The 17776-nt window shown below is 64.6% G+C and carries 16 protein-coding genes; 6 read left to right on the top strand and 10 right to left on the bottom strand.

Annotation, left to right across the window (positions count from 1 at the left end):
• Nucleotides 1–10: 10 nt before the first annotated feature.
• The 4 genes from BZG29_RS12340 to BZG29_RS12325 all read right to left on the bottom strand — a co-directional run bounded on the left by BZG29_RS12340 (nucleotide 11) and on the right by BZG29_RS12325 (nucleotide 4063).
• Entirely contained in the window at nucleotides 11–943 is a 933-nt protein-coding gene (locus tag BZG29_RS12340) for a carbohydrate kinase (protein WP_077402976.1), read from the bottom strand.
• Nucleotides 940–2154 (bottom strand): AGE family epimerase/isomerase, encoded by a 1215-nt coding sequence (locus tag BZG29_RS12335; RefSeq protein ID WP_150130885.1) that lies wholly within the window; start codon nucleotides 2152–2154, stop codon nucleotides 940–942. The genes BZG29_RS12340 and BZG29_RS12335 overlap by 4 nt, the downstream gene beginning before the upstream one ends.
• Before the next feature lie 68 nt (nucleotides 2155–2222).
• Entirely contained in the window at nucleotides 2223–3224 is a 1002-nt protein-coding gene (locus BZG29_RS12330) for a tetratricopeptide repeat protein (RefSeq protein ID WP_171984999.1), read from the bottom strand.
• Complete coding sequence (locus BZG29_RS12325; protein ID WP_077402969.1) at nucleotides 3221–4063, bottom strand: tetratricopeptide repeat protein; 843 nt, start codon at nucleotides 4061–4063, stop codon at nucleotides 3221–3223. Before BZG29_RS12325 ends, BZG29_RS12330 begins: the two co-directional genes overlap by 4 nt.
• Before the next feature lie 134 nt (nucleotides 4064–4197).
• Here BZG29_RS12325 and BZG29_RS12320 point away from each other — a divergent pair, with 134 nt between their 5' ends.
• A complete protein-coding gene (locus BZG29_RS12320) occupies nucleotides 4198–4587 on the top strand; it encodes a DUF1090 family protein (protein ID WP_171984998.1) in 390 nt (129 codons plus the stop codon).
• Here BZG29_RS12320 and mmsB read toward each other — a convergent pair.
• The 3 genes from mmsB to BZG29_RS12305 form a co-directional block, all read right to left on the bottom strand.
• Nucleotides 4584–5477 carry a 3-hydroxyisobutyrate dehydrogenase gene (mmsB, locus tag BZG29_RS12315; protein WP_077402963.1) on the bottom strand — a complete coding sequence of 298 codons (894 nt, stop codon included), beginning with the start codon at nucleotides 5475–5477 and terminating at the stop codon, nucleotides 4584–4586. The two genes, BZG29_RS12320 and mmsB, sit on opposite strands and share 4 nt — an antisense overlap.
• A 10-nt stretch (nucleotides 5478–5487) precedes the next feature.
• Complete coding sequence (locus BZG29_RS12310) at nucleotides 5488–7002, bottom strand: CoA-acylating methylmalonate-semialdehyde dehydrogenase (RefSeq protein WP_077402960.1); 1515 nt, start codon at nucleotides 7000–7002, stop codon at nucleotides 5488–5490.
• Nucleotides 7003–7115: 113 nt separating this feature from the next.
• Nucleotides 7116–8333 (bottom strand): ABC transporter substrate-binding protein, encoded by a 1218-nt coding sequence (locus BZG29_RS12305; protein WP_077402957.1) that lies wholly within the window; start codon nucleotides 8331–8333, stop codon nucleotides 7116–7118.
• Nucleotides 8334–8452: 119 nt separating this feature from the next.
• On the opposite strand from BZG29_RS12305, the gene BZG29_RS12300 reads away from it, so the two are divergent.
• The 3 genes from BZG29_RS12300 (at nucleotide 8453) to BZG29_RS12290 (ending at nucleotide 11922) form a co-directional block, all read left to right on the top strand.
• Complete coding sequence (locus BZG29_RS12300) at nucleotides 8453–9370, top strand: LysR family transcriptional regulator (protein ID WP_077409075.1); 918 nt, start codon at nucleotides 8453–8455, stop codon at nucleotides 9368–9370.
• A gap of 43 nt (nucleotides 9371–9413) precedes the next feature.
• Complete coding sequence (locus tag BZG29_RS12295) at nucleotides 9414–9944, top strand: isochorismatase family protein (RefSeq protein ID WP_077402954.1); 531 nt, start codon at nucleotides 9414–9416, stop codon at nucleotides 9942–9944.
• Between the two features lie 106 nt (nucleotides 9945–10050).
• Nucleotides 10051–11922, top strand: a complete 1872-nt coding sequence (locus BZG29_RS12290; protein ID WP_077402952.1) for a carboxypeptidase regulatory-like domain-containing protein — start codon at nucleotides 10051–10053, stop codon at nucleotides 11920–11922.
• Between the two features lie 12 nt (nucleotides 11923–11934).
• Here BZG29_RS12290 and BZG29_RS12285 read toward each other — a convergent pair whose 3' ends face one another.
• From BZG29_RS12285 to BZG29_RS12275, 3 genes are all read right to left on the bottom strand, one after another.
• Nucleotides 11935–13098: a heparan-alpha-glucosaminide N-acetyltransferase domain-containing protein gene (locus tag BZG29_RS12285; RefSeq protein WP_077402949.1), complete on the bottom strand. Its 1164-nt coding sequence runs from the start codon at nucleotides 13096–13098 to the stop codon at nucleotides 11935–11937.
• Nucleotides 13099–13205: 107 nt separating this feature from the next.
• Nucleotides 13206–15299: a TonB-dependent siderophore receptor gene (locus tag BZG29_RS12280; protein ID WP_077402946.1), complete on the bottom strand. Its 2094-nt coding sequence runs from the start codon at nucleotides 15297–15299 to the stop codon at nucleotides 13206–13208.
• Nucleotides 15300–15353: 54 nt separating this feature from the next.
• Nucleotides 15354–16265 (bottom strand): LysR family transcriptional regulator, encoded by a 912-nt coding sequence (locus BZG29_RS12275; RefSeq protein ID WP_077402943.1) that lies wholly within the window; start codon nucleotides 16263–16265, stop codon nucleotides 15354–15356.
• A gap of 120 nt (nucleotides 16266–16385) precedes the next feature.
• On the opposite strand from BZG29_RS12275, the gene BZG29_RS12270 reads away from it, so the two are divergent.
• Together BZG29_RS12270 and BZG29_RS12265 are read left to right on the top strand one after the other, a co-directional pair.
• Complete coding sequence (locus tag BZG29_RS12270) at nucleotides 16386–17372, top strand: zinc-dependent alcohol dehydrogenase family protein (RefSeq protein WP_077402940.1); 987 nt, start codon at nucleotides 16386–16388, stop codon at nucleotides 17370–17372.
• A 72-nt stretch (nucleotides 17373–17444) separates the two neighbouring features.
• Nucleotides 17445–17771, top strand: coding sequence for a tetratricopeptide repeat protein (locus BZG29_RS12265; RefSeq protein ID WP_077402936.1), 327 nt, complete (start codon nucleotides 17445–17447; stop codon nucleotides 17769–17771).
• The last annotated feature ends 5 nt before the right edge of the window (nucleotides 17772–17776 follow it).

The raw sequence follows: 17776 nt of genomic DNA, 5'->3' as shown, positions 1-17776 counted from the left end.
CGAGCGTCCCTTAGCGCACCACCGTGCGCGCCGCCAGCGACTCGACCAGTTCCACGGAGGGCGGCGAACCGCCGGCCGCCAGGCAGGCACCCGCGCCCGCCGCGACGGCAAAGCGCAAATGCTCGCCGCCATCGACCTCTGGCCGGTACATCAGGCTGTACAGCAAGCCGCCGATGCTGGCGTCGCCCGCCCCCACCGAATCGACCACCTCGATGACGGGCGGCGCCGCCTGCCAGGTGTGCTCGCCCCGGTACAGCGCCGCGCCTTGCGCGCCGCGCGTATACAAATACGTGGCTTGCGGATTCCAGCTGCGCAGCATGGCAAACGCGCCATCGATGTCGTCATGGCGGAACAGGCCCGCCAGGTCTTCGTCCGACACTTTGATCACGTCGGCCAGCTGCGTCATGCGGCGCAAGGTGGCGTCGTAGCGTTCATCCATCGTGATGCGGAAATTCGGGTCGTAGCTGATCTTCACGCCAGCCGCCTTGAGTTCCTGCGCCAGCGCCACCAGCTTGCCCGCCAGCGGTTCGCGCGCCAGGCTGATGCCGCCGAAATGCACCCACTGCGCCCCCTGCATCCAGCCGGCCGGCAAGAGCGACGCGTCGAAATGCAGGTCGGCGCTGTCGTCGCCGATGAAGTAATAGGTAGGTGGATGCAGTTCATGCACGATAGCCAGCAGCGGCGACTTCGCATGGCGCTGCAGGAAGCGCATGTCCAGGCCCGCCGCTTCGGTGGCAGCGGCCAGCGCGTCGCCGAAGACGTCGAGGCTGACGCCGCCCGCAAAGGCGCTGGGCACGCCCAGGCGCGCCATCACGCGCGCCACGTTCCAGGTCGAACCGCCCACCTGGCTGTTCCAGGCGTCGGCGCCCGTGCGCAGCATGTCCGTCAGCGCTTCGCCGGCCGACACAAAAGTCGGGAAAGAGGGAAAAGCGGCGGCGCTCATGCGGCACCTTTGAGCACGTTCAGCACTTCATAGCAGGCGCCCATGGTGTGGTAATCGGTCTTGCCGGCCGGGCTTTTCTCATTGCTGATTTTCTGGTTCTCGGGCGTCAGGATGCGGTACCAGGCGCCGTGTTCATGGTCGACGAAGTGCGTCCAGCTGTAGTCCCAGATCTTGTCGTAGCTGTGCCAGTAAGCTTCCTCGCCCGTGCGGGCGGCCAGCACGGCCGCGGCCGCGAAGCTTTCCGCCTGCACCCAGAAGTATTTGTCGCCGTCGCATATCTCATCGTGCGGGCCGAAACCGTAATGGATGCCGCCATGCGCGCCATCCCAGGCCTTGGCCAGCGCCGTGTCGTACAGGGCGCGCGCGCGCGGCAGCAGCCAGTCCGATGGGCCGGCCATGAACCGGCTGTGGCGCTCCATGATCAACAGCAGCTTGGCCCATTCCGTGAAATGGCCGGGCTGGTAGCCCCACGGACGGAAGATATTGCTCTTGTCGTGCAGGTTGTAATCCCAGTCGATAGCCCAGTCGGGCGTGTAGTGCTCCCAGATCATGCCGTTCGCCAGACCCGCCTGGCGCACCGTGATGTTGTGCGCCAGCGTCTCGGCGCGGTGCAGATATCTCGCTTCGCCCGTCGCCTCGAACGCGGCCAGCATGGCTTCGCAGGCATGCATGTTGGCGTTCTGGCCACGGTAGCCGTCCAGCGTCGCCCAGTCGGCGCTGGCCACATCCGCATACAGGCCGTGTTCGGGCAGCCAGAAGCGCTGTTCCATCAACTCGAACGTTTCGTCCAGATACGCGCCTGCCTCCGTTACCCCGGCCTGCAAGGCATGGGCATACGCGAGCAGCACGAAAGCCAGGCCGTAGCAGTGATTGGCGCCGTCTTCCACCGTCTTGACGCCGTCTTTCCACGACAGTTGCCAGGCATAGCCGCCCGTGGCCGGGTCGCGGTGTACGTCGCGCAGGAAGGCCACGCCGTGGCGCAGCGCTGCCTGGTAATCGTCGCCGCCGAAACGGCGGTACGCCATGGCGTAATTGAAGATGAAGCGCGTGCTGCTGACCAGGTGACGCGTACTGGCGTCGTAGACCGTGCCGTCATCGAGGAAGAAGTGATAAAAGCCGCCGCTGGGGTCAAACGCGCGCGGGTGATAAAAATTCATCGTGTGCTGGATATGCTTTTCGAGCATTTCCCTGGAGCGGAAATCGGGATTCATGGGTCTCTCATGATATTGTTATCGATAACAATGATGATAGCATGCCGTTTCCGCCCCGTCTCATCCACTTAGGGCGTCCTGGCCAGCCTGAGCTTTTCGCGCCACAGGGCCGCCTGCGCAGGGTCGGCCGCTTGTTCCAGCTCGCCCCTATCGTACACCTTGACCAGCCGTTCGATGGCTTCCAGGTCGCCCTGCTTCGCCGCCAGCAGGTACAGCGCGAAGGGCTTGGGCGCCGGCCCTTGCCGGGTCGGGCCGCCACGGCCCTGCTCCAGCAGCCGCGCGAAACCCGTCTGGCCGGGCGGGCTTTTCGCGATGGCCGCCATTTCATACCAGCCCAGAGCCGCCTCGTCGCTCTGCTGCACGCCCTGCCCCACTTCATATGAATAAGCGACATTGTTCAAGCCGGGCGGATCGAGCGCCTTGGCCGCCCGCATGTACCAGGTGAATGCTTCCTTGCGCTGCGCCTCGTCCTGCGCCGTCATCATCAGGCGGTAGCCGATTTCATTGTAGGCGGGAACAAAACCGTTTTCGGCATAGAACTTCAGCCAGTGCAGCGCATGCGCCTGTTCTTCCGCGCTGCTGTGGATGTTTTCAAAGTGCATGGCCACCGTGAAGTTGGCCAGTTCCACGCCTTGCGCGGCGCCCTTGCGCGACCAGTATTCGCCCAGCTTGCGGTCGACGGCCATGCCCTGTCCCAGCGTGTAGGCCACGCCGAGGAAAGCCTGCGCCGGGCCATAGCCGCCTTCGGCCGATTTCTGCATCCACGCCAGGCCGGCGTCAAAGTCGCGCGGCGTGCCTTCGCCGCCATGCAGCATCTGCGCCAGTTCCAGCTGGGCGGCAGTGTCACCCCCTTGCGCGGCGCGGCGCGTCGTTTCATAAGCGGCGACCTTCTCCGGCGACAGGTCGGCCGGGCGGTCGACCACGGCCCGCACCCTTGCGCGCATGGCATCGAGGCCGGACATATCGAATTCGACCAGCGCCGGATGCTGGCGCGGCGCCGGTTCGGCGGCTGGCTGCGCCAGCACGCTCTGCGCCATGGCCAGGCTCAATATCAACAGGACAGTCTTCATTTGTTTTCCTTCTCTGCCAGCCTGGCGCGCCATTCGGCGGCGTCCTCGGCATTCGCCTGTTCTCCCAGTTCACCTTTGACATACACCTCGATCATGCGCCGCATGGCGGGCAGGTCGCCGCTCCATCCGGCCCGCTCGTACCAGACCAGGGCCCACTTGTCCGACTGCGCCACGCCCAGGCCCAGCTCATGTGCGCGGGCCAGGTTGCGCATGCCGGCCGGCTCCTTTTCACGCGCCGATCTGTAATACCAGTGGAAGGCCTCGCCACGGTCCTGTTCATCGACGGCTGCGCGCATCAGGTGCTCGCCCAGCGCATTGTAGGCGGGCACAAAGTGCTGCTCGTTCGCCGCCGCCTTCAGCCAGGTGATGGCCAGCGCCTGCTCTTCGGCACTGCTGTCACCGTTGATGAATTCCAGCGCCAGGATGGTTTGCGCCAGTTCGTCGCCTTGCGCCGTGCCCTTGCGCAGCCAGTATTCGCCCTGCACGCGGTCGACGGGCACCTTGCCGCCCACGGTGTAGGCCAGCCCCAATGCCGCTTGCGCCGGCGCATAGCCGCCCTCGGCCGACTTGCGTATCCAGGCCATCGATAGCGCCGTATCTTGCGGCGTGCCGACGCCCATCTGCAGCATGCGCGCCAGCTCCAGCTGCGCCTCCACGTCGCCCGCTTCGGCCGCGCGCCGTGCCTGCTCAAATTCGGCGATGCTTTCCGGGCTATGGCTGGTCACATCCGCCCTGACCTTGATGGCGAGCAGCTGCAGGTCGAGCAAGGTGGGCGAGGTCTGGGCCAGGAGCGGTAACGGCAGCAGGAAAGGAATCAGCAAGAGGAATTTCTTGGGCATGCGAAGGTGTCGGGAAGAAGAAAACACGCATGGTAGCCGATGCCATGCCAGACAGGCGCGCACTGTACGGGAAGTTTGACAGGGCAAGCCGGCAGGCTTACATTGCACGAGCCCACCACTTACACAGGAATGCCATGACCCGCCTCGCCACAACTGCCTTGACCCTGCTGCTCGCCGCAGCCTCCGTGGGCGTCAGCGCCGCCGAAACCCAGCTGGCCGGCTGCGCCGCCAAGCGCGAAAACATCCGCAGCGAATTGCGCCAGGCCAAAGAACAGGGCCTGTCCGACAAGGTCGCGGGCCTCACGCGCGCGCTCGACGAAGTCAACGCCCACTGCAGCGACAACGCGCTGGTCGAACGCCATAACAAGAAGGTGCTGAAGGCGCAGGCAAAAGTAAACCAGACGGAGCGTTCGCTGCGCCTGGCCCAGGAGGCCAATAAACAGCCGAAGAAGATCGCCAAGCTGGAAGGCAAGCTGGAAAAAGCCAGGGCCGAGTTGGCGGCCCTGCAGGCGCAACAGCCTTAAGCTTTATCGCCCAGCAGCTGATAAATGCTGGAGAAATCCAGCGCGCCCGATCCCGCCTTGCTGTGCAAACTATATAGATTGCGCGACAAGGCGCCCAGCGGCACCGAGGCGCCGCTGGCCAGCGCGCTTTCCACGGCCAGCCCCAGGTCTTTCAGCATCAAATCGACGCCAAAGCCGCCCGTGTAGCCGCGCGATGCGGGCACGTTCTCGGCCACGCCGGGGCACGGGTTGTACACGTCCAGGGTCCAGTTGCGGCCCGAGCTTTTCGCCATCACGTCCGACACCACTTTCGGATCGAGGCCATTGGCCACGCCCAGGCGGATCGCTTCGCTGGTGCCGATCATGAGTATCCCCAGCAGCATGTTGTTGCAGATCTTGACCGTCTGGCCGCAACCGGAGCCGCCCGCATGGAAAATCGCCTTGCCCATGACGTCCAGGTAAGGCCGCGCCGCCGCCAGCGCGGCTTCTTCGCCGCCCACCATGAAGGTCAGGGTGCCGTTGGTGGCGCCCGCCGTGCCGCCCGACACGGGCGCGTCCAGCATGGGCATGCCCTGCTCCTGCGCCGCGCGGCCCACCTGGCGCGCCGCTTCGGTGGAAATCGTCGAACAGTCGATCAGCAGGGTGCCGGGCCGCGCCTGCGCCAAAATACCCCCGTCCCCAAGGTAGGCCCCCAGCACGTGGCGGCTGGCCGGCAGCATGGTGATGACGATGTCGGCCTGGCCTATCGCCGCCGCCTGGTCGTCAGAGACCAGGCCGCCGCCGGCGGCAAACTGCCGCACGCTGGCCTGCACCAGGTCGAAGCCCGTGACGGCATGGCCGGCCCGCACCAGGTTTTGCGCCATGGGCAAGCCCATGTTACCGAGGCCGATGAAAACGATATTGGTGCCCATCGCCGCCCCCTTACTTCATCGAGATGGTGGTATTGACGCCGCTGCCGCCGTCGTCCGGGGCGAACCAGCGCGCCGTAACGGTCTTGGTCTGCGTCCAGAAGTACAAGGCCTGCTTGCCGTTCGGGCCCAAATCGCCCAGTTTCGACGCGCGCGACCCGGTAAAACTGAAATAGGCGACGGGTACGGGAATGGCCACGTTGATGCCCACCTGGCCCACGTCGATCTCGTTCTGGAACTTGCGCCCCGCCCAGCCGGACGAAGTGAAGATCGAAGTGCCGTTGCCGTTCGGGTTGGCGTTGATGAAGGCGATCGCTTCGTCGAGCGTATCGGTTTCGACCACGCACATGGCGGGGCCGAAGATTTCCTGCGTGTAGACGGAGTTCGACGCTGCCACCTTCGAGAAAATCGTCGGCCCCATGAAATTGCCGCCCTCGTAGCCAGCCACCTTGTGGCCGCGGCCGTCGAGCAGCAGCTGCGCGCCTTCATCCACGCCTGCCTGAATCAGCTTTTCCGCGCGCTGCATGGCCGCTTTCGAGACCATCGGCCCCAGGTCGGCCGTGCGGTCGCTGCCCGGCCCCACTTTCAGCGCCTGCGAACGGGCGACGATTTCCGGCAGCCAGGAGCGCGCCTCGCCCACCAGCACGACGACGGAATTGGCCATACAGCGCTGGCCGGCCGCGCCGAACGCGGCGCCGATCAGGTTATTGATCGCCTGTTCCTTGTTGGCGTCGGCCAGCACCACGCAATGGTTTTTTGCGCCCATCATCGACTGCGCGCGCTTGCCCGATTCGCTGGCGCGGCGGTACACATGCGTGCCCACGTGGGTGGAGCCGATGAAGGAGACGGCCTTGATGTCGGGATGGTCGCACAGCATGTTGACGACGTCCGCGCCGCCATGCACGACGTTCAGCACGCCGGCCGGCAAGCCCGCCTGGTACATCAGTTCGACCAGGTACATCGACGAGGACGGGTCCTGTTCCGACGGTTTCAGGACAAACGTATTGCCGCAGGCGATGGCAATCGGGAACATGAAGCATGGCAGCATGACGGGGAAATTAAACGCCGTGATGCCGGCGCCCACGCCCAGCGGCTGGTAGATATTGTAGACATCGACGCCGGTGGCCGCGTTTTCCGCGATCTCGCCCAGTTGCAGGGTGGCGATCGAGCACGCGTGCTCCACCACTTCCAGGCCCCGCATCACTTCCCCTTCCGCGTCGGGTAAGGTCTTGCCGTGTTCGCGCGTGATCAGTTCGGCCAGGGCGCCGATATTGTCCCGGATCAAATGCTGGTACTTGAGCATGATGCGCATGCGCGCCGCCAGCGGGGTATTGCGCCACGTTTTAAAGGCTTCCCTGGCCGTGGCGACGGCCAGGTTGACTTCATCGGGCGTGGAAAACGGCACCCTGGCGACGATTTCCTGCGTGGCCGGGTTGACGACGTCGCGCCATTCGCTGCTGGTCGAGGCGTGGTGCTTGCCGGCGATGTGCAGGGGGATGGCGGGAACTGAGGTGAGGGCTTGGTTCATGATTGAGGCTCCGGATGTTCGATGTTCATAGGGTACGGATGAGCAAATGAGTACTGGGGTCAGACCCGGCGGGTCTGACCCCGGCCTTCTGCTGCTCCGTCGATAGACTAAAATTACTTTTTAACCAAATTGCACGCCGCCGCATCCATCGGCTTGAACGCCTGGTCGGCGGGGATGGTCGACAGCACCTTCAGGTAATCCCACGCGCCTTTGGATTCGGCCGGGGTTTTGACCTGCACCAGGTACATATCGTGGATCACGCGGCCGTCGGGGCGGATCGAGGCGTTGTTCATGACGGCATCCTTGATGGGCAGCTCGCGCATTTTCTGGGCGACGATTTTCGAGTCGTCGCTCTTCGCGGCCGCCACCGATTTCAGGTAGTGGTAGACGCTGGAATACACGCCCGCCTGCACCATGGTCGGCTTGGCGCCCTTGTTGAGCACCTCGAAGCGCTTGGCAAACGCGCGGCTGCGGTCATCGAAATCCCAGTAAAAGCCATCCGCGTAGACGAGGCCCTGGGCCGTTTCCAGGCCCAGCGCGTGCACGTCGGAGAGGAACACGAGCAAGGCGGCCAGGCGCTGGTCCTTGCCGCTGCCGATGCGGAACTCGCGCGCCTGCTTGATGGCGGAAACGGTGTCCGCGCCGCCGTTGGCCAGGCCGATCACCTGCGCCTTGGAGCCTTGCGCCTGCACCAGGAAGGACGAGAAATCGGACGCGTTCAGCGGATGGCGCACGGCGCCCAGCACCGTGCCGCCGTTGCGCTTGACGACTTCGCTGGCGTCCTTTTCCAGCGAATGGCCGAACGCGTAATCGACGGTGACGAAATACCAGGATTTCTGCCCCAGTTTCGTCAGTGCCGCCGCCGTGCCGGCCGCCTGCGAATACGTGTCGAACATCCAGTGGAAACCGTTCGGCGAGCAGTCTTCATTGGTCAAGCGACCCGTGGCCGGGCCGCTGAACATGGCGATGCCGCCCTTCTCCTTCATCAGTTTTTGCACGGACAGGGCCACCGAGGAATTGGTCAGATCGGCGATGGCGTCGACCTTGTCGCGGTCCAGCCATTCGCGCGCCTTGGAGGCGGCGATATCGGCCTTGTTCAGGTGGTCGGCCGACAGGATCTCGATCTTCATGCCCTTGCATTCGGCCTTCAGGCAATCCTCGACGGCCATCTGGCTGGCGACGACGGAGCCGCGCCCGCCCATGGCCGAATACGGGCCGGACATGTCGGTGAGGATGCCGACCTTGACGACGCCATCGGAAATCTGCGCGTGCGCGCCGGTGAAAGACAGGGAAAGCGCCAGCGCGCCCATGGCCAGAACGGTTTTTTTCATACGTGTCTCCAGGTGAACGGGTTTTCTTATAGGTATAGATGCATTCTGCATGTGTAAAAATATGCACTCAAGTGAAATTAATGCATAATTCCTTTGCAAAAATGCACAAGGAGAACAAAGTGCTCGATTGGGACAATGTACGGGTCTTCCTGGAACTGACGCGCAGCGCGGGACTCGTCGATGCGGCGAAAAAGCTGGGCATCGACCATTCCACCGTGTCGCGGCGCATGCGCAAGTTCGAGGAGCAGGTGGGCACGCAGCTGTTCGACCGCAATTACGTGGGCTACCAGCTGACGCCCGAGGGCCACCGCCTGATGGAATACGCGGAAACGATGGAAAGCACGGTGTTTGCCGCCACCGAGGAGCTGGGCGAACACAACCGGCTGCTGTCGGGCCAGGTGCGCCTGGGCGCCACCGAGGGCTTCGGCGCCATCGTGCTGGCGCCCCACCTGGCGCAGTTTTGCGGCCGCTACCCGCACATCAGCGTGGACCTGATCGCCGTGCCCCGTTTCGTCAGCCTGTCCAAGCGCGAGGCGGACGTGGCCATCTCCATCGAGCGCCCCCTGTCCGGCCCGTATGTCGTGACCAAGCTGTCCGACTACCGCCTGAAACTGTACGCCACGCCAGGCTACCTGGCGCGCCACGCGCCGATCACCAGCGTGGCGCAGCTGGCGCAGCACCCGATCATCGGCTACGTGGACGACCTGGTCTTCAGTTCGGAACTGCGCTATATGGACAACGTGGCGCCCGATTCCCTGCGCGCATTCCGCAGCACCAGCGTGATCGCCCAGTACCACGCGGCGCGCGCGGGCCAGGCGCTGGCGATCCTGCCCTGCTTCGTGGCGCAGCAATCGAATGAACTGGTGCCCGTGCTCGACGGCGAGATCGACCTGCTGCGCGCCTTCTGGATGATCTCGCCCAGCGAACGGCGCAACATCGCCCGCGTCAGCGCCCTGTGGAATTACCTGCGTGCCGCCATCGAGCTCAATCACGCCTACCTGATGGGCGAAACTGCCGTGCCCAGCTGGCCAAGCTGACTGCGCGCTACACTGTCGCCACAAATGAATAAGGGAGAATGCCATGCTGATAGATGCAAACCAGGCCGTTTTGGTCATTGTCGACCTGCAAGGCCGTTTGATGCCGGCCATCCACGATGCCGGCCTGGTGCTGGCACAAAACCTGCGTCTGGCGAAGATTGCCCGCCTGCTCGACGTGCCCGTGCTGGGCACGGAACAGAACCGCCAGGGGCTGGGGCCGAACGTGGAAGAGATCGCCGCCCTGTGCGAACGGACCTTGCACAAGACGCATTTCGGCGCCTGTTCTGATGGCTTGCAGGATATCCTGCCGCCCGGACGCAAACAGATCGTCGTCACCGGTTGCGAAGCCCATGTGTGCATGCTGCAGACGGCCATCGGCCTGCTGGAACGCGGCTATGACGTGAGCATCGCCATCGACGCCGTCGGTTCGCGCCAGGCCGCCAGCCGCGACGCGGCACTCGCCCGTCTGGACAAGCTGGGCGCGCACCTGGTGACGGTCGAGATGCTGGCCTTTGAATGGTTGCGCGACTGCAAGCATCCGCGCTTCCGCGAGGTATTGGCACTGATTAAATAGCCACTCCCTTACGCAGGATCAAGCCCGAAGGCCATCCATTTGCTAGCTTGGTAACAGCGCCGCCACTGCGAGCGGCGCAACTGTCCAACCGAGCTGGAGAACCATCATGGCCTATATCCTGCGAGGCAAGCTGTGCGGCTTGATCTGCGCCGAATGTCCTGAAGCCTTATCCCACGTCATCGTGCGCCTGTACCGGCCGCGCGAGTCGCAAAACGTCACGGCCCTGGCCGTGGCCAGCGCCAAGGAAACCTTCGCCATCCTCACCGACGAGGAAGTGCAGGCGAAAGCGCCCTTCCTGCTGGCCGAAACGCGCACGGATGACGACGGCAACTACAGTTTTACCCTGGCAGGCGATTACCAGGGCGAGGCCGTCGAAGTCGATATCCTGTGCCCCACCGTGCCGCATCTGAAACCGGGGCCGAAAGACCCCGTGCCGCTGCAGTTTTCCATCACCACCATCCAGCCGCGCTGGCGCCAGGTCGACAATGATTTCCTCGCCGTCTGGGACTATTGCCTGCCACAACGCTTCTGGTGCCTGGTGCGCGCCCGCTTCGGCGCCTGGACCATCTGCGGCCGGCTGCGCACCTGCGACGCACCGCATGCACCGATTGCGGGCGCCACCGTGCGGGCTTTTGATGCGGACTGGCTGCAGGACGATGCGCTGGGCGTTGCCGTCACCGATGCCACGGGGCGCTTCCGCATCGATTACCTGACGTCCGACTTCACGCTCACGCCGTTCTCGCCGTTCATCAACGTGGAATTTGCCAGCGGGCCCGACGTGTATTTCACGGCACAGCTGGGCAGCGTGACCATCCTGTCGGAAACGCAGGCGAACGGGCGCCAGCCGGGGCGCGAAAACGTGGGCCACTGTTTCTGCGTGGAATTGTGCTCGAAAGACGTCTTGCCGCCCGATGTGGAAGGCGTGCCGCACTGGCAGCAGGTGGAAGTGTTCGACATCCACCCGTTTCCCTCGCTGGCGGGCTTTTCCGCGCAAGGCTATGCGGGCGGCGCCGGCGCCTCGTACGTGTTCGCCGGCGGCGTCACCTTGAAGGGCAATTGCCCGCTGCGCAACAGCGCCATCCCCGCCAATCCGCTCGAATACCGTTTCCTGATCGGCGAATGGTCCTGGCCCGGCGGCATGGACGACCCGACAGCCATTCCGACGGTGCCGCCCGCCAGCCTGGTGCCGTTGACGCAAGTGCTCGGCACCCTCGTCGGCTATGTGTTCTATACGAATGGCCTGGGCCTGGCCGACTCGGCGCAAGTGATCGTCGACGCGGGCGATCTGAAACCGGGCGGCTGGATACGCGTGGACGGCAAGCAAGTCACGGTGGACATGCGCGACGGCACGACGGCCATCGTCATCGTGCAGCAGAATATCTTCCTGCGCACGTTCGACTTGCTCACCGTCAATACGCCCGCCATCACCAGCCTGCATCCGGCCAAGCTGCCGGGCGGCTTGCCGATACTCGACGCGGGCCGCAGCCTGACGACGGCCGAAAGCGAACCGATACGCCGCTACCGCATGGGCTTCGAGGTGCGCGACGGCAATACCCTGGCGCTGGTGGCCACGGACGGGCTCGACTCCATCGTCTTCGACAACTCGCCCGTCATCGTAGCGCTGGACCTGGAAGAGTTGCGCAGCAATGCCTGCAATCCCATCGCGGGCGGCCTCGTGCATATTCTGTACACGATCGATCATCCGCATTTGCGCTTTTTCAATATCACGATTTCCAACAACAACGGCATCCAGCACCCGCCGCCACCGCTGCCGGCCGCCAGTTTTACGCCGCCTCCGCCGCCCAGCAATTATCTGTTCCGCGGCGGCGCGGGCGGCCCTCACCTGTCGGGCAACAACGGCGGCTTCCCCGTCAACGTGGCGCTCGATCCGCCGTGCGCCTACCGCGTGGCGATTTCGTGGCAGACAAGGCATTACCTGGCGTCCAGCCACAGCATTGACAGGCTGTACTGCAAATAGAATAGGCTTGACTCAGAAATAACGTACCCAAGCCTGTGTTGAGGTGCGCTTGTAACTGGCAAACGCGCGGCAGGGAAAGTACAGCACGGGCATCAGGGCCAGCGCGATCAGCCACACTTGCCAGACATGCTCGACGCCGTAGCGGGCACCGTGGTTGGCGCCCAGCCCGGTCGTCAAGGCGAGGCCGATGGCCAGCAGCAGGTATAAATGCAGCAGATAGTAAAACATGGGCGCGCCGCCAAACGTGGCGCACGCCCGCGTGAACCAGTTGTCGACGCTTTCCAGCCAGGCCAGGCCCAGCAAGCCCAGGCCCAGGGTGAACAGCAGGAAATCCAGCGACGGCGGATACTTAGTGAAGTTCAGCACGCTCATGGCCGTGCGCAAGGCCGTATCGCCGGCCACCCACGGCAAGGCTTCGCCGTAGATATTGAAGCCGCGCAGCACCGCCAGCAGCAGCAAGCTGCCAGCACCCAGCGCCAGCAGCAGGCGGCGCCGTCTTTCCGGCGAGCGGCTGCGCGCATACAGGGGTCCGGCCGCATAGCCGAGCACGATCACGCCTATCCAGGGCAGCAACGGATAGCTGACCTTGATCTGCATGGCGCCGTCCGCCACCAGGTAGCCCCGTTGCAGCAGCACCGTCAGCAGATAATAGGCCAGGCTGCCCTCTTCCGCGCGCAAACCGGTCAACAGATGCTGGCCCGCGATAATCGCCACGCCCAGCAGCGCCAGCACTTTCAACGGCAGTTGGTGCAGCACGGCCAGCGCCATCATGGCCAGGCCGATGACCCAGATCACCTGCAAATACAGCACGGCGGGCGGAAACGCGCCGCTCCAGGCGAAATTGACGAACAGCAGCTCCAGCACGACCAGCAGCAAGCCCCGCTTGAACAAAAAGCCGCTGGCACTGCGCGGACCGGCAGCCGGATGCGCATACAGCCAGGCGGACAGGCCCGTCAAAAAGACAAACATGGGCGCGCACACGTGGGCCGCCAGGCGGGTAAAAAACAGGGCCGGATCGACGCCGGCCGCATCCATCGGGTCGCTGACCTGGTGATGTAAGAAGACCGTTTCGCGCACATGGTCGAACAGCATGATCAGCATGACGAGGCCGCGCAGCACGTCGATGACGGCGATGCGGGTGCGCAGGGTGGAGGAGGAAGTCAGTGGAACAGTCATTTATTCATTTTTAATGTAAGGGTAAGAGTAGCGTGCGTACCCCAACGGCAGAACCTAGGGTCGGACCTTAAGGTCCGACCCCGGCACTTTGCTGTTGGGTAAATACATCAAAACCTGTAATGCGCATTCAACGTCACCGTGCGCTCGGCCCCCGGCGCCACCCACAGCTGGCTGTAGGAACTCGCATAGTAGCTGCGGTTGAACAGGTTTTCCACGTTCATAGCCAGGCGCAGTTTCGCCGTCGGCGAATACGATGCCAGCAGCTTGGCCGTCGTGTAGGCCGGCAGGGTAAATTGGCTGCTGACGGCGACGTCGCCCAGGCGCTCGCCCACGTACTGCACGCCGCCGCCCACGCTGGCCGTGCCCGTACCCAGCGCGAACTGCTGCGTGGCGAGTACATTGGCGCCGTGGCGCGGCACGTTGGCGAAGCGGCTGCCCGTCACGATCGTATTGTCGCCGCGCGTGACGGTGGCGCTGGTGCAGGCATAGGCGCCCGAGACGCGCAAGCCGCGCCCCAGTTCGCCCGACACGTCCACTTCCAGGCCCCGGCTGCCCACCTCGCCCGCCGCGATGGCGAAGTCCGTGTTGGCGGGATTGGTCGTCAGCACATTGCGCTTGCGGATGTCGTACACGGCCACGGTGCCCGTCAGCTTGCTCGTTTCCAGCTTCGCGCCCAGTTCATACGAGCGGCTGCGCTCGGCCGGGAAAGCCTGGTTGGCGATGCTGATGCCGCTGTTGGGCCGGAAGCCCTTCGCCGCGCTCGCGTACAGCGACCATGCCTTCGATGGTTGGTAGACGAGCCCCGCGCGCGGGCTGGTGGCCGACAGCGACTGGCGATTGCTGACATTCAGGCGATGGTTTGCCACGTCCTGCGTGTATGTATCGTGGCGCACGCCGACCAGCGCCTTCCACTGCGCGCCCAGCTCCAGTTGATCTTGCGCATACAGGCCGCGCGCCCGTTGCCCTTCCTGCGTATCGATGGACAGGGCCAGCGGGTCGGCCTTGCCGCCATACGCGGGATTGAAAATATCGATGGCATAGGCATTCGCGGCGGAGGGATTGCGGCGCAGCTGCACCCGGTGGTCGTCAAAATGGTAGGCGTCGACGCCGGCCAGCACTTCGTGCGCCAGCGCGCCCGTCCTGAACTTGCCCAGCAACTCGACCCGGGCGGAGGCGTCGGTGGCCGAGAAATCGCGGTGGCGGCGCTGGCGGTTCAGGGTGCGGCCATCGGCCAGCAGCTTGTTCGCCTCGGTCGAATAGCCAGTCAATTCGCTGTCGCGGTAGGAAGCGCCCGCCTGCACCGACCAATCGTCGGACAGCGCGTGGTGGATGAACAGCTGCTGCCCCAGCGACTTGACCGTCATGGGACCGTCGCCAGGTTCGCCCAGGAAGCGCGAGACGGGGACAAGACCCAGCTGGCCATGCACGGCCAGCACGCCGCGGTCGAACGGGGCGCGCTGCCGCACGGCTTCGATTTCATACGACACGGTCGTGTGCTCGCCCAGCAGCCAGAGAAACGAGGGAGAAAACAGGCTGCGTTCGACTTTCAGCGTATCGCGGAAGCTGTGGCCTGCTTCATGCACCGCGTTGAGGCGGTAGGCGATGGTGTCGCTCAACGGTCCCGTCAAGTCCACGGCGGCGCGGCGCGTCTGGAAACTGCCGAACGATACATCGGCGCCGTACTCGGGCGCGAACTTCGGCTTTTTCGTCGTGATGTTCACCGTGCCGCCCGGCTCGCCCCTGCCATACAGGGCCGAAGCGGGGCCTTTCAGCACTTCCACCGCCTGCGTACTGCCGCCGTCGCGCATGCCGTTGTAGCCGCGGCTGGAACTGAAACCGTTGACCATGTAGTCGGAACCGAAATTCGGGTCGCCCGTGAAGCCGCGCATGGCGTAGCTGTCCCACAGCCCGCCCAGCGGACTTTGTCTTGAAATACCGCTGGCCAGGTCCAGCGCGCCCGCCAGGGTCGTCACGCCCGCGTCGCGCAGCAGGTCGCCCGTCAGCACGCGCACGCTTTGCGGCAAGTCCATCAATAAAGCGTCCGTCTTGGTGGCGCCCGTGGCCGACAGGCTGCGGTAATGCTGGCGCTCGGCCTTGACGGTGACGACGTCCTGCGCGTCGGCGGCAGGGTCGGCGGCCAGCACCAGGGGAGAGGCGGCGGCCAGCAAAAGGGCCACGGGGCGGCGTAAAAACACGGACATGGGATTCCTGACAAGGGGCAATTCAATGCAATAGGCTTGCATTATAATTGATAATCAATTCTCATTAAAGCCCTCACCAAAAATCTGCGCCAGGAATTCCACGAACACTTGCACCTTGGCCGCGCGCAGCTGACGCGGATGGAACAGCGCCCACAAGTCCGGTCCCCGCGTGCGGAACGGTTGCAGCAAGGGCACGAGGCTGCCCTCGCGCAAAGGCTGCAGCACGGAAACGGACAGCGCCTGCACGATGCCGCAGCCGGCCTGGGCGGCGGCGATCATCGATTCGATATGGTCGAAGGACAAGGCGGCCGGCGGCGTGTGGACATACGCCGCATCGCCCCCGTCGGCCTGGAACAGCCAGGGGCGCACCTGGCGCGCTTTCGGATACAGGAAATGCAGGCAGGCAAACTGGTCCAACTCCTGCGGCGTGCGCGGCATGCCGTGCCGGGCGACAAACGCGGGCGCGGCGCAGCACAGATAATCCATTTTCAGCAGACTGCGCGCCACCAGCGACGAATCCTGCGGTTCGCCGATGCGCAGCATCACGTCGATACCCTCTTCCACCATGTCGATCAGGCGGTCGCTGACGGTCAGGCGCAGGGCAACGTCGGGATAGGCGGCCGTAAAGCGGGGCAAGGCGGGCGCCACCAGGTTGCGGCTGATGCTGCTTGGCATATCCACGCGCAAGCTGCCCGAGGGTTTCCCGGCCGCTTGCTCCAGGCTGGACTCCAGCGCGGCCATATCGGCCAGCAACTGGCGCGCCTGCGCATGGCATTGCCGGCCTTCGGCCGTGAGCGACATGCTGCGCGTGGTGCGCTGCAAGAGCCGCACGCCGAAATGCTTTTCCAGCGCCGCCACCTGGTTTGTCACCGACGAGGTGGAAATACCCAGGCGCTGCGCCGCCTTGCTGAAACCGCCCGCCTCGACCACGGCGCAAAACACCTGCATCGCTGCCAGCCTGTCCATGCTTTTTCCTCCTGTTTTGCAGGCGATTATCCACGATTCCGCAATAGTGCATCGGGCCGCGCCCCGTTTTTCTTTGTGCCGTCGCCGCCTAGACTGGGGCATCAACCACAGGAGAATCCCATGCAAGCCCTCGTCCTCACCAGCTTTGCCAGCCCCATGAGCATCGAGCACCTGCCCGTGCCGCAGCCCGGCCCCGGGCAAGTCCTCGTGCGCATCGCCGCCAGCGGCGTCAATCCGCTCGACACGAAAATCGCCGCCGGCGCCGCCCCGCACGCCCGGCCCCGCCTGCCCGCCATCCTCGGCATGGACATGGCCGGTACGGTGGCGGCCGTGGGCGAGGGCGTGACGACTTTTCACGTTGGCGCAACAGTGTATGGCATGGCGGGCGGCATCGCCGGCGTCCAGGGCTCGCTGGCGGAATATGGCGTCTTCGACGCTGCGCTGCTGGCGCCCGTGCCGCCAGCGCTGAGCCTGCGCGAAGCGGCCGCCCTGCCCCTCGTCTTCATCACGGCCTGGGAAGGGCTGGTCGATCGTGCCCACGTGAAGGCGGGCGACAGCGTGCTCGTGCATGGCGGCGCGGGCGGCGTGGGCCACATGGCCGTGCAGCTCGCCGTAAGCCTGGGTGCCAGCGTCTTTGCCACGGGCAGCGCCGCCAGCCGCGCCGCCATCGAAGCGCTGGGCGCGCGCTTCATCGATTACCGTGCCAGCACGGTGGACGACTACGTGGCCGAACATACGGGCGGCGCCGGCTTCGACATCGTCTACGACACGGTGGGCGGCGCCACCCTGGACGCCAGCTTCCAGGCAGCAAGAATCTATGGCGGCCACGTCGTCAGCTGCCTCGGTTGGGGCACATTCGCCCTGAGCCCGCTGACGGCGCGCGCGGCGACTTACTCGGGCGTGTTCACCCTGCTGCCGCTGTTAAGCGGTGAGCATCATGCGCGCCATGGCGCGATCTTGCGCGAAGCCAACAAGCTGATCGAGGCGGGCAAACTGCAGGTGCGGCTCGATCCGCGCCGCTTTAGCTTGCGCACGGCGCACGAGGCGCATGTGGCGCAGATGGACGGCAGCGCGCGCGGCAAGCTGGTGGTGGATGTGGCGAATTGACGAGTACCTTGTTTCTCGCACGCGCAAGCGTTAATATGCAAGTATTAACTTGCATATTAATCTGAGGCGAAAATGCTGCGTGAACAACTTGAAAAACTGCTGGCGCAGGGGCGCGACAGCGCGCTGCTGCGCTTTGGCCTGGGCGATGCTTGCCTGAAAGACAATGACGCCGAGCAAGCGGCCTTGCACCTGGCGCAAGCCACCGTGCAGCAACCGGGCTATTCCGCCGCCTGGAAGTTGCTGGGCAAGGCCTTGCACCAGCTGGGCAGGCTGGATGAAGCGCAGGCCGCCTGGACCACGGGCGTCACAGTCGCCCAACAGCAAGGCGACTTGCAAGCCGTCAAGGAAATGACGGTGTTCGTCAAACGCCTGCAAAAACAGCGGCAGGCGGCAGAATAGAACGG

Origin of the sequence: Janthinobacterium sp. LM6 (assembly GCF_002002885.1) — a bacterium.
GTDB lineage: Bacteria > Pseudomonadota > Gammaproteobacteria > Burkholderiales > Burkholderiaceae_D > Janthinobacterium > Janthinobacterium kumbetense.
This window is presented reverse-complemented; position numbering and strand designations above follow the sequence as displayed.